This is a genomic window from Brevibacillus thermoruber 423 (assembly GCF_000454065.1).
Classification (GTDB): domain Bacteria; phylum Bacillota; class Bacilli; order Brevibacillales; family Brevibacillaceae; genus Brevibacillus; species Brevibacillus thermoruber.
Genome location: NZ_KE695650.1, coordinates 413796 through 426285, shown reverse-complemented (window position 1 = coordinate 426285; position 12490 = coordinate 413796). Strand labels below are relative to the sequence as shown.

The 12490-nt window shown below is 60.6% G+C and carries 11 protein-coding genes; 1 reads left to right on the top strand and 10 read right to left on the bottom strand.

The annotated features are described in order from the left end of the window. Positions 1-35: 35 nt before the first annotated feature. The 10 genes from M516_RS23255 to miaB all read right to left on the bottom strand — a co-directional run bounded on the left by M516_RS23255 (position 36) and on the right by miaB (position 11913). Positions 36-827: a DUF4184 family protein gene (locus M516_RS23255; RefSeq protein WP_051188181.1), complete on the bottom strand. Its 792-nt coding sequence runs from the start codon at positions 825-827 to the stop codon at positions 36-38. A 154-nt stretch (positions 828-981) separates the two neighbouring features. Beyond that, complete coding sequence (gene hfq, locus M516_RS0110295; RefSeq protein WP_029099053.1) at positions 982-1224, bottom strand: RNA chaperone Hfq; 243 nt, start codon at positions 1222-1224, stop codon at positions 982-984. A 29-nt stretch (positions 1225-1253) separates the two neighbouring features. Next, a complete protein-coding gene (miaA, locus tag M516_RS0110290) occupies positions 1254-2213 on the bottom strand; it encodes a tRNA (adenosine(37)-N6)-dimethylallyltransferase MiaA (protein ID WP_029099052.1) in 960 nt (319 codons plus the stop codon). Further along, a complete protein-coding gene (locus tag M516_RS0110285) occupies positions 2210-2995 on the bottom strand; it encodes a class I SAM-dependent methyltransferase (RefSeq protein WP_029099051.1) in 786 nt (261 codons plus the stop codon). Before M516_RS0110285 ends, miaA begins: the two co-directional genes overlap by 4 nt. Continuing rightward, positions 2996-5128, bottom strand: a complete 2133-nt coding sequence (mutL, locus tag M516_RS0110280; protein ID WP_029099050.1) for a DNA mismatch repair endonuclease MutL — start codon at positions 5126-5128, stop codon at positions 2996-2998. A 24-nt stretch (positions 5129-5152) separates the two neighbouring features. Then, entirely contained in the window at positions 5153-7732 is a 2580-nt protein-coding gene (mutS, locus tag M516_RS0110275) for a DNA mismatch repair protein MutS (RefSeq protein ID WP_029099049.1), read from the bottom strand. A 120-nt stretch (positions 7733-7852) separates the two neighbouring features. After that, the gene (locus tag M516_RS0110270) at positions 7853-9145 is read right to left on the bottom strand and encodes a putative amidoligase domain-containing protein (protein WP_029099048.1); all 1293 of its coding nucleotides are present in this window, start codon (positions 9143-9145) and stop codon (positions 7853-7855) included. A gap of 118 nt (positions 9146-9263) precedes the next feature. Further along, positions 9264-9824, bottom strand: coding sequence for an outer spore coat protein CotE (gene cotE, locus M516_RS0110265; protein ID WP_029099047.1), 561 nt, complete (start codon positions 9822-9824; stop codon positions 9264-9266). A 126-nt stretch (positions 9825-9950) separates the two neighbouring features. Next, a complete protein-coding gene (locus M516_RS0110260) occupies positions 9951-10394 on the bottom strand; it encodes a YlbF/YmcA family competence regulator (protein ID WP_029099046.1) in 444 nt (147 codons plus the stop codon). A gap of 7 nt (positions 10395-10401) precedes the next feature. After that, positions 10402-11913 carry a tRNA (N6-isopentenyl adenosine(37)-C2)-methylthiotransferase MiaB gene (gene miaB / locus M516_RS0110255; RefSeq protein ID WP_029099045.1) on the bottom strand — a complete coding sequence of 504 codons (1512 nt, stop codon included), beginning with the start codon at positions 11911-11913 and terminating at the stop codon, positions 10402-10404. 232 nt (positions 11914-12145) lie between these two features. Here miaB and M516_RS25945 point away from each other — a divergent pair. Next, positions 12146-12490: S-layer homology domain-containing protein (locus M516_RS25945; RefSeq protein ID WP_238550960.1), on the top strand; the 345-nt coding region annotated here is incomplete at its 3' end.

Below are 12490 nucleotides of genomic sequence, written 5' to 3'. Positions count from 1 at the left end.
ATACTCATGGGGCTGGCAAACCTGCCCATTTTTTTCTACAGGGCCGGGTACCTGTTGTGGGCACCTGCCGGACCAAACCGGTCGAACAGCAACGACATGACGAGCAGACCGGCCATGCAGCCGGACAGAAGCGGCACGATGCCGCCCAGCAGACGCGCCATCGGCCATGCGCCGCCAGCGCTCCATCCCCACGCGGCGGCCGCGAGCAGGCCGCAGCCTCCCACGCCCAGCCAATACAGCCATTTTGTCCGGGCCGGAAGACTTCTCCCGCCGCCACCTGCAGCCGCTCCCCGACGCGCCGCCAGCCAGAGTGTCAGCGCAATCAGCGACAAGCCGGTGAGCGTACTGCCGTGCTGCAGCATCTTGTAGACGGGAACGTCCAAGCCCGTCCACGGCACCGGTACCCGCTGTTGAAGAAGCGGAAGGCGGCTGACCATGAACCCCCCCTGATGGGTAAACGCGTCCCAGACGATATGGGTGAGGCTCCCGATCACCGCCGAATAGGAAAAGACCAGCCCATCACGCAGCGAGCCGATGCCCCAGGGCTTGGCCGCAGCGTACCCCAATCCCCGGTCAAACGGGGCGGGCAGGCAGGCGACCAGGGGGCGCTTGACGATTCGGTGAAAGAGAACGGCCAGCAGCAAAGCGACGGGCAGATCAAACACAATCAGGCCAAGCAGGGAATGGCTGACTGTGCTGTACGGCCTCAGCCGGAAAAAGTATTCAAAATCGGGAGCCATGCTGCCGAAGACCAGCGCGGTAAAGGACAGCCAGCGAACGCGCCAAAAGGGCAAAACGATCGCCGGGTGGGCGAACGTGAACGGCAAGGACCTCACTCTCCATAATATATGTTATGTAAACAACTAGACTGATTCGACCAGTCTCCTGCTTTTGCTTTTTTTCGCGTGCCGGAACCCAGAAACCTGTCCCCGGCAGTGAAAAAGCCCGGATGGCTAAGATCCCGGCTTCGTTGGTGTGACGCTATGCTTGCTGATTGTTTTCTTGGGACATGAGCGACACGGGACGCTGCGGCGTAAACGTGGAAATGGCATGCTTGTAAACAAGCTGCTGTTTTCCTTCGCTGTCGATCACGATGGTAAAGTTGTCAAACGCTTTGATGTAGCCGCGCAGTTGAAAACCGTTTACCAGGTAGATGGTGACAGCGATGTTCTCCTTCCGCAAGTGGTTCAGGAACGTATCTTGAATGTTGATCGACTGTTTCATGTTCATTACCCCCTAAAAGGACTTGTATGTTATATATTCGGCAATCGATGAAACTTTCCTGCCAATATCTGCTTGATTGTTTGCACGATCTTCGGGCGCTCGGCGGGATCGGTCAGATCGAACCACTGTACCTCCGACATGCGCCGAAACCAGGACAACTGGCGCTTGGCAAAATGGCGGGTCCGCTGCTTGATGTCGTTGACCGCCTTCTCCAGCGTAATCTCTCCGTACAAATACGGAATCAGTTCCTTGTAGCCCAGCCCCTGCATCGACGTAAGCGCCGAACTGTAGCCTTGATCCAACAGACGGCGCACCTCTTCAACCAGACCGGCTTCCAGCATCTTGTCCACGCGTTGGTTGATGCGCTCGTACAGCACTTGCCGATCCATCGTCAATCCGATCATCAGCAAATCGTACGGGGAATGCTCGGCCCGATGTTGAAAATCGGACATTTTGGTGCCGGTCAATTCATAAATTTCCAAGGCGCGGATCACCCGTTTCACATCGTTGGGGTGAAGCCGTTCCGCTGTCAGCGGATCGATCGCGGCGAGCCGCCGGTGAAGTGCCTCCACTCCCTCCGTTTCGGCCAGGCGCTGCAGCCGGCTGCGCAGCTCCGGGTCCTGCTCCGCCTGGGCGAATTGAAAGCGATGGGTGACCGACTCGATGTAGAGACCGGTGCCGCCGACGATAAACGGCAGCTTCCCGCGCGCGTTGATCTCGGTGATCAGCCGGGTCGCCGCTTCCTGAAACAGCGCCACGGAGTATTCTTCATCCGGATCGATGATGTCGATCAGGTGGTGCGGCACGCGCGCCCGCTCTTCCGGCGTCGCCTTGGCCGTCCCGATATCCATGCCGCGGTAGACCTGCATGGAATCGCCGGAAATGATCTCGCCGTCAAACTGTTCGGCCAGCTCGAGGCTCAACTCCGTTTTGCCCACGGCGGTCGGGCCGACGATCACGACCAGTTTTTCTTTTGGTGGCAAAGTCACTCCCCTCCATCTGTCTCTTTATAGCTGTACACGACCTGGTGGCCGCGCGTGCGAAACGGGGTAAACCCGAACCGCTCGTACAGCCGTCCCGCCTTGCCTTCCTTCAGGACGACGCGCCGTTTGGCAACCCTGAGCGCCTCCGCCACCGCCTCCGCGTCCAGCGGAGCCATGTTGGCGTGCTCGCGGATGCCGGCAATCCCGGTGGAGTCGTGCACCGTCCGCACAAACATCGGGTCGAAGTAGACCACGTCAAACGAGCGGTCCGGCAGGCCTTTCAGGATGTCGAGATGGTGCCCGTGCCGCACTTCGATTCGGCTCATGGCCTCGCGCAGCGCCTCCGAGTCGGCCGGATAGTGGCGCAATCCGTCTGCGACCAGAATCGCGATGCGCTTTTCCGACTCGATCCCGACGACCCGGCCGGTTGGGCCGACAGCGTGGGCAAAGACGATCGCGTCGGCGCCGAGGCCGAGCGTGGCGTCCAGCACGCGGTCTCCTGGGTGAATTTGGCAAGCGGCAAGCATAGTATCAGTATCACCGCGCTCCAGGCGCTTTATACGAAAGGCGGCCGTGTTCGGATGAAAAAAGAACGGGCGCTTTCCTTCCGCTTCCAGGCGGGCCCCTTTGGCGGTGACGATCAGCACTTCCGCCTCTCCGTAGCGCCGGCGCAGCTCCTCAATCGAACTGCCGCCCCGCTCGACGACCGGCAGTCCAAACTGCGCAGCCAGTTCGGCCGCGTGGCGGCGCGTCTCCTCGCTGGGTTCCAGTCCGGTGGTAATCAGCATCTACATCACCCGTTTGAACATTTTCTCCAAATCGTAGCTGGAGAAGTGGATGACGATCGGCCGCCCGTGCGGACACGTAAACGGACTGGTCGTTTCGCGGAGCTGGTTCAGCAGGCTTTCCATCTCCGCATGGGTCAGATAGCGGTTGGCCTTGATCGCCGCCTTGCAGGACATCATGATCGCGGCCTTCTCGCGCATCGCCCGTATGTCCACCTGAGCCGCCTCGCCCGTCTCCAGCACAAACTGGATCAGCTCTTCGATCACTTCCAGCTCGCTTCCCTCCGGAAACCAGTGAGGATGGGCCCGCACGATGAACGTGCGGCCGCCAAACGACTCGATGTCAAGGCCAAACGATCGCAGCAGGGGCAGCTTTTTCTCCAGCTTCACCGCTTCCTGGGCCGTGCACTCCACGGTGTGGGGGAAGAGCAGCATCTGGCTGGCGACGCTCTCCTGCTTCAGTTTTTCCATGAAGTACTCGTAGAAAATCCGCTCCTGCGCGGCGTGCTGGTCAATCAGATACATGCCGTCGTCGTTCTGCGCCACGATGTAGGTGCCGTGTACCTGCCCGACCGGAAAGAGCAGCGGCACGGCCGATGTATCGCCTCCGGGCTCTGCTGTGGCCCGTTCCGTCTCGGGAGCGTAGAGAGGCTCGGCAGCAGGCGGCTCTGTCCCCAGGCCTGCTTCCGTCACCGGCGCAGGTTCTGCCGGCGCAAGGGGCGCCGCTTGCCGATCGGCCGCCGGAGTTTCCAGCCCGCCGGCTGCCCCGGACGGCGCGTTTCCCTCTCTATGAGACGTGCCAAGGGCCTCCGAAGTTGCGGTCATTCCTCCCGCTGCCTGATTTTCCTGCAGCGAAACGGCCGCGGACCGCTCCTGCGAAAGGCCCGCGTACTCCCCGGCGGTTTCCTTTACGACGGAGACGTCAGCGGGCGCGGTCCCGCCTGGATGCGGGGATGGCTCTTGTGACGGGGCCTCCTGTCTTGCCAGCCACTCCCGCAAACGCGGACTGGCCTGAAGATCAACGGCGCGGGGGATGCCCGGGCTGCTCACCGCTCCCGGTTTGGGGAGCTGGAGGTCAAACTGCGGCTGCACCACCTGCTCCACCACTTTCGCCCTGCGCTCTGCCGCCATCGGCCGGACAATCTCCAGCCCCTGGCGCAGCGTCTCCCGGACGGAGCGTTCGATGGCGCCTACCAGCTCGTCTTCCTTGCTGAAACGAACCTCCAGCTTGGCGGGATGGACGTTGACGTCGACGAGCGACGGGTCCATCTCGATCTGCAGCGTGACGATCGGATAGCGGCCGACCGGCAGCAGCGTGTGATAGCCGCGCAGGATGGCGTTGTTCAGGCCAAAGTGGCGGACGTACCGGCCGTTGACCAGCGTGGACAGGTAGGAGCGGTTGGCCCGCGTCACTTCCGTTTTGGAGACGAAGCCCGACCAGCGGAAGTCCAGTGTCTCCCCGCTGATCGGCAGCAGCAGCTTGGCCACCTGCACGCCGTAAATCGCCGCCATCACGTGCAGCAGCTTGCCGTCGCCGGAGGTCTGCAGGAGCACTTTGCCGTTGTGCGTCAGGGTAAAGGCGATGGACGGATACGTCAGCGCCAGCCGGTTGACGTAGTCGGAAATATGGCCGATTTCGGTGGCGATCGACTTCATGTACTTCAGCCGGGCCGGCGTGTTGTAAAACAGGTCGCGCACGCGAATGTCCGTCCCTTTGACCGCGGCGGCGTCGGCTACCTCCGTAATGGTTCCGCCCTCAATCGTCAGGCGCGTCCCCACCTGGCTGCTGGAGGGGCTGCTCGTCAGCTCCATCCGGGAGACAGCCGCGATGCTGGGCAGGGCCTCGCCGCGAAACCCCAGGGTACGAATCCGGAACAGGTCGCGCGTCGTGCGAATCTTGCTGGTCGCGTGCCGTTCAAAGGCCAGTTGGCAGTCTTCCCGGTCCATGCCGTGGCCGTTGTCCACCACGCGGATGAGCTGCAGCCCGCCTTCTTCCACGTGCACCTCGACCGCGCTTGCCCCGGCGTCCACCGCGTTTTCCACCAGTTCTTTCACGACCGAAGCCGGCCTCTCCACCACTTCGCCGGCGGCGATCATGTTGGCGAGATGCTCGTCCAGCACTTGAATGTGTCCCATCGGTCTCCTCCTTGGATCGGCCCGTTACGTTTTTTTCAGGCGCTGTTTCCACTCATACAGCTTCAGCATGGCTTCCATCGGCGTCATCTGGTTCAAATCCAGCTCGCGCAGCTCCGCCGTCACCGCTTCTTCCTCCGGCGACAGGCGGGACGCAGGCTCTTCCTGCCCCGCGGCCGCAGGAGCCGCCCACAGCGCGTCCAAGGTCATCTGCACGTCCTGCGCCGATGCGGCGGCGGCTCCCGCCTCCAGTCCGGCGAGAATCTCCCGCGCCCGCTCAATCACCCGGCCGGGCATCTCTGCCAGTTCGGCCACGTGGATGCCGTAGCTTTTGTCCGCCCGTCCCGGCTCGATTTTGTGCAGGAACAAGAGCTTGCCGTCACGCTCTTCGCAGCGGGCGTGCACATTGACCACGCCGGGCAGCGACTCTTCCAGGCCGGTCAGCTCGTGATAGTGCGTGGAAAAGAGCGTCTTGGCCCCGATCTTTTCCCGGATGTACTCGATCACCGCCTGCGCCAGCGCCATCCCGTCGTAGGTGGACGTGCCGCGGCCGATCTCGTCCAGCAGGATCAGGCTTTGCGCCGTCGCTTTCTGCAGGGCGTGCTTGGTCTCCAGCATTTCCACCATGAAGGTGCTGTGTCCGCCGACCAGGTCGTCGGCCGCCCCGATCCGGGTAAAAATCTGGTCCACCAGCGACAATTTCGCCGCTTTCGCCGGAACAAAGCAGCCGATCTGCGCCATGATGACGATCAGCGCGATCTGGCGCATGTAGGTGCTCTTCCCGGCCATGTTCGGGCCGGTGATGAGCAGGATCTGCCGGTCCGACTGGTTCATCTCCACGTCGTTGGCGACGTACTTTTCCCGATCCAGCACCGCTTCCACGACCGGATGGCGCCCTTCGCGGATGATGCACTCGCCGGTCGTGACAAGTTCGGGCCGCACGTAGCCGCGCTCATCGCTGACGGTGGCAAACGCCTGCAGCACGTCCACGGCGGCAATCCGTTCGGCCAGCCCCTGCAGGCGGGGAATGTGGTTGGCCACTTCGCTGCGGATCGCGGTAAACAACTGGTATTCCAGCTCCACCATCTTTTCTTCCGCTTCCAGGATGAGCGCCTCTTTTTCCTTCAGCTCCGGGGTGATGAACCGCTCGGCGTTGGCCAGCGTCTGCTTGCGCTCGTAGCGGCCGGCCGGCACGTTTGCCAGGTTGGCGCGGGACACCTCGATGTAGTAGCCGAACACCTTGTTGAAGCCTACCTTCAGCGAGCGGATGCCGGTCGCTTCCCGCTCCGCCTGTTCCAGTTGGGCAATCCAGTTCTTGCCTTCGCGGCTTGCCGTGTGCAGCTTGTCCAGGTACTCGTCGTATCCGGGCCGGATCAAACCGCCTTCGCGCACGGAAACCGGCGGGTCGTCAACCAGCGCCGACCGCAGAAAGGCGGCGATGTCGGCACACTCGTCCATCCCTTCGGCCAGCTCGGCCAGCACCGGGGAACCGGCGTTCAGCAGAAGCTGCCGCAGTTCGGGCACCGCCTCCAGCGACAGGCGAAGCTGCACCAGGTCGCGGGCGTTGGCGTTGCCGTACGAGACGCGTCCCGCCAAACGCTCCAAATCGTAGACACGATCCAGGCAGGCGCGGACGTCGGAGCGCAAGAGCATATCCCCTTTCAAATGGTCCACGGCGTCCAGCCGCGCTTCCAGTTCGCTCTTGTTCAAAAGCGGCCGCTCGATCCAGCGGCGCAGGAGGCGTCCGCCCATGGCCGTCTCCGTACGGTCCAAAAGCCACAGCAGAGAGCCTTTTTTGGTCTTGTCCCGAATGGTTTCGGTCAGCTCCAGGTTGCGCCGGGAAAAGCTGTCCATCTGCAGGTACTGTTTGGCGTCATAGCGCTTGATCAGCCGCATGTGGGTCAGGCTGCGCTTCTGCGTGGAACCGATGTAGTGCAGGAGCGCGTTAACGGCGAGGCGCATCGCCAGATCCAGCTCGCGCGCCTGATCCTGATACTGCCGGTCGACGGCAAACGCGTCCACCGCCCCGGCTTCTATGTACGTGACGGGAATGTCGGGCTTCAGGTCCTGCGGCAGGCCACACACCACCAGTTCCTTCGGCCGGTACTGCATCGCCTCGTCCAGCGCGGCTCCCGCCTTGCCGAACAGCGAGGTGACGTACATCTCGCCCGTGCTCATGTCGCAGGCGGCGACGCCCATCCGGCCGTCCGCCTCGGCGATCGCCGCCATGTAGTTGTTCTCCTTGTCCGTCAGCCATTTCCCCTCCATCATGGTTCCCGGGGTAATGACGCGGGTCACTTCGCGGCGGACGACGCCTTTCGCCTCTTTCGGGTCTTCCACCTGTTCGCAGACGGCCACCTTGTAGCCTTTTTTCAAAAGCTCGGCGATATAGGCGTCGGCCGAGTGATGCGGTACGCCGCACATCGGGATACGCTCGTCCCCGCCGCCGTCCCGCCCGGTCAGCGTGATCTCCAGCTCACGCGAGGCGGTGATGGCATCGTCGAAAAACAGTTCGTAAAAATCGCCTAAACGAAAAAATAAGAAAGTATCCGGGTACTCTCGCTTGATCGCCAGATACTGTTGAATCATCGGAGTGTATTGAGCCATGTTTTCGATCTCCTAGCCTGCAATCTCGCCTGTACATTATAGCATGTCCGGCCGGGGAAGTTGAACCTCTTCCCCGCAGATCGGATGCGATTCGTATTCAGGACGGTGCGGTTCGCCCGCTTAGCCGATTCCCCAGGCTTTGCGCAGATCCTGCCCGGCCGGCCACGTTTCGCCTGCGAGCAGATAGGAAAAGTAGCGGTCGAGCGGGTCCCGGGAGTCGCGGTAGGCGGAGAGGCGGGAGAGCTCTTCCCACAGGGCTTTCACATACGGAACCAGCGTCTGTTTGTCGCCGCGGTAATACGCCCTGATTAGCGACAGATCCAGATGGGGCCGGGCCGTCAACTGCCCGTGACAGGCGGCCACCAGCCGGGCGAGGTGAAGAATGCCCCGCGTCACATCCGGATGAACCAGCCAACTGGGCAGGGTGCGGTACTCAAACCCGCCGTGCTCCTTTTCCCGGATGTCGCCGAGGAATCCGTAACGGGGGCGCCGCTTCCGGCAGCCGGGGTCTTCCACCAGCACCAGCGGCAGGGCGAGATAGGCGTCCAGCTTGCGCAGCAGGGAAAAGTCGGAGACCACGCCGCTGATGTGGATGTGCCCGCCGACGGGATAGCCGTCGAACGGCATGCCGCCCGCCAGCCACTCGACCGTCTTGTCCGCGATCTTTCGGCGGGCGAGCAGCAGCGCCTGCCGGATGTGGGCGAACAGTTCATCCGGGTCTTCGGACGGGTCCGGACGCAGTTCGGCCAACGGATGCTGGTGCAGCGCCAGCTCTTCCCGATACCGGGTGGAATCGCACCCGACCACCCCGCCTTTGCCCATGTAGTCGGAGGCCAGAACCATCGTGCCGTCCGCTCCCCGCAGGGCAAACTCCGGGTCCGCTCCCAGCATCAGCCTGTCAGCGCTGCGCCCGTCCCTCTGGGCCAGCCACCAGTCCCGCGCCTCCCGCATAAATCGATCGGCCATGCGGGCGGGCCAATACGGCGACACCCGCACCACTTTGACCCGATGGGGCGAGGCCGCGGTCAGCAGCACCTGGCCGCACTCCAGCCCCGCGGCGTAAAGGGCGCGCACCGCCAGCCTGACGGCCACCTGCGCTTCCGGATCATCCGGCAGCAGCGCCACCGGCTCGAAGTGCTGCTCGCCCCACGGCTGGGACAGCCAATGCGCCTGTTCCGGACTTTTTTCCAGATACAAGAGATAGAACTGATACAGTTGGACGCGATAGGTCCGCGTTCCCGGCTCCGGACGGGCTCCTGCCGTCGCAATGCCGCTCATTTTGAGCAGATTTTTGGCCTGGCCGCGCTGCGACAGACGGTCAATGGCCGCCTTGGCATTGGCCGGCATCACTTCGGCGGCGTATCGCCCGTCTGTCCCGGATGGCCTGCCGCTTTTGCGTACGTGGATAAACATCGCCGTCACCCCCGCTCTGCTGCTATAGCCTATGTGTCCCGGGGAAAAAAAGTGAGGCGGGATGGCTGCCCGCCTCGCTTCCCGAGGAAAAGAAAAAAGAGGAGATGTGCCTCTCCTCTTAATCCAATTCGTCGAGTAAAGTGGCCGAATCAAAGTCGTCATACTCGTCGCTGCTGTCTTCGTAGTCACCGAGCAGGTGGAAGTCCTTGTCATCGCAGCTGTTGCAGACGACCACGCACACTTTTGTTTCGCCAATGATCTCGACGGCAAATTCGCTTTCCACTTTCACCGTGACAGTACCACCGCCGCTCAGTTCGGCTTTGACGCACTTCGGCTGTTCCACAGCCCGGGCGACGATTTCCAGGTCGCCGCGGCAATGTTTGTCGAAGAACGTAAGCGGAACGAGTACGGAGAACTTGACGGTTTCCCGCGTGACTTCGGTTTGCGTGTTATTGGCAAACGAGTACCACAGGTTGACGTCGTACGTACCAGTCACTTCAACCGCGTCCCCAGCCATCTCCGCCTGGAAGTTCGTGTTTATCATCCAGCATCCGAGGACCGTCGAAGGAGTGTGCGACGGTATGATGGTGTGGGTCGTTTGGGAGAATTTATGACCTTTACCGCAGACGGCTTTTGCGATGAGTTCCCGGCACTGCAGGTCTTTGTCTATACCCGACATTTCGTTACCTCCTCCATACAACGTTTCTGTACATTTGTATGCAGGGCATTCGACTAGGGTGCAAACACCCACTGCCATTTTGGGGAGGCTTGTCGGGAACTGATCGCGCGCCGTTTTTTTAGACGATTACGAACAGCAGCCGTCGTGACGGGATTTTGCCGGTCCGCCGCCTGTTTCGCCGGTCAGCGGATTGCCGCCGGTGTCCAGGATGATGCGTTCGGACACCGTGTTGGTGATCACGTTGGTGACCATCTGCAAAAGATCGTTCACATCCACCTGAGACTGCTTGAATTCGGTCACGATCGGGATGGCGTCCAGTTCCTCGTGAAGCTGGTTGTACTCCGCTTCCACTTTTTTCGCCAGCTCCGGCTTGTTCATCGATTCAAACATGACCATCTGCTTCTGTTTCTTCTTTAATTCCGCGATCAGCTCCTGAACGCGTTCATTGTTCTTGATCTGCTGCTCCGCCCGCTTGTAAAAATCCACTTCCTTGGTGCGGGCAATCATCACTGCCAGTTCGCGGGCCTTTTCCAGAATCTCGTTTTGCGTGTACAGGCTTGTTTGTTCCATCGCTCGATTACACCTCGACTTTTGTCACGATCTCTCCGTGCAGGGTCCACGTCTTCACGTCCGTGATCCGTACGTGAGCGAACTGACCGATCAGCGATTTGTCGCCGACGAAGTGCACCAGCTTGTTCGACCGGGTGCGGCCGGCCAGCACTTCGGGGTTGTTTTTCGATTCGCCTTCCACCAGCACCTCGACGACCTGGTCCTGCAGCTTCTGATTCTGCTCCAGGCTGATCTTCGCCATCAGCTCGTTCAGGCGGTAGAGGCGCTCCTTCTTTACCTCCATCGGCACGTTGTCTTCCATGACGGCAGCCGGCGTGCCCTCCCGCGGCGAATAAATGAAGGTATAGGCGGAGTCGTAGCGGACCTCTTCCACGAGGGAGAGCGTTTCTTCAAACTGTTCGTCCGTCTCGCCGGGGAAGCCGACGATAATGTCCGTGGAAAGCACTACGTTCGGAATTGCCGCTTTAATTTTACGCACCAGCTCCAGGTAGTGTTCACGCGTGTATTTGCGGGCCATCCGCTTCAGCACTTCGCTGGAACCGGACTGCACGGGCAGGTGGATGTGTTCCACCAGGTTGCCCCCTTTGGCCAGGACTTCGATCAGACGGTCGTCAAAGTCGCGCGGGTGGCTGGTGGTAAAGCGGATGCGCGGAATGTCGATCTTGCGGATCTCGTCCAACAGGTCGCCGAAGCCAAAGTGGATGTCCTGGAAATCCTTGCCATACGCGTTGACGTTCTGGCCGAGCAGGGTGACTTCCTTGAAGCCTTGGCGGGCCAGTTCGCGCACCTCGGCGATCACGTCTTCCGGACGGCGGCTGCGCTCCTTGCCGCGCGTGTACGGCACGATGCAGTACGTACAGAACTTGTCGCAGCCGTACATGATGTTGACCCATCCCTTGATGCTGCCTTCGCGGATCTTCGGCATGTTCTCGATGATGTCGCCCTCTTTGGACCACACCTCGATCACCATTTCCTTGCTGAACATGGCATCGCGCAGCAGAACCGGCAGGCGGTGAATGTTGTGCGTACCAAAGATGAGATCCACGTGCGGGAAGCTTTTCAGGATCTTGTTGACCACGCTTTCCTCCTGCGACATGCAGCCGCAGACGCCGAGGATCAGGTTGGGGTTGTTGTTTTTCACCCGCTTCATGTTGCCCAGTTCGCCAAACACCTTGTCTTCGGCGTTTTCACGGATCGCACAGGTGTTGAACAGCACCACGTCCGCTTCTTCCGCTTCTTCCGCCGGGCTGTAGCCCATCTGCTGGAGAATCCCGGCGATTGTCTCGGAGTCGTGTTCATTCATTTGACAGCCATAGGTGCGGACGTAGTAGCGTTTGCCTTTCCCGATTCCCTTCATGTCATCCGGGATGGCGAAGTCGTAATGCACCTGTACCTCTTCCTTGCCGCGCTTTTTCGCGTCCTTCAAGGAAGGGGGCTGGAAGTACTTGGCGTAGTCTGCTGTCGTTTTCGGGGACTTGGCGGATTTTAAGTCCGTAGTCGCCTCGGTTCTCGTTGTCATCTGTCTATCACCTCAGTAAGCGTTATATTCTGGTTTACCATCAACACATTATAGCATAGAACATTTTATTGTAACGAATAAAAAAGGAACTTCCAGTGAATCTTTCTGGAAAACCATTTCCCTAAGACTTTTTTCACATTTTTCCGAATCAGGCCCGTCCGCTTGCAACATTGACGCCCCGTCCGCCGTCTGAATAGCAGCAAAACGATCCTACCGCGAACAGGAGGTTCCCATGAAACGAGTCCTATCCTTTTTTCTGGCGGTTCTGATGATTCTGACTCTCGTGCCGTTTGTTCAGGCGGCACCCTCGTTCTCCGATGTGCCCCGCAGCCATTGGGCCTACAAGGAAATCACCGAGATGGCGGCCAAAGGAATCATCAAGGGATACGAGGACGGCAAATTCCGTCCCAACAATCAGGTAACGCGCGCTGAATTTGCCAAGATCATGATTGCCGCGGCCGGCGTGGACATTCGTACGAACAAGGCAAGCCAGACGTTTGTGGATGTGCCCAAGTCGCACTGGGCGTTCCCTTACGTGGAACATGCCAAACCGTACCTGACGGGCTACAAGTCCGGC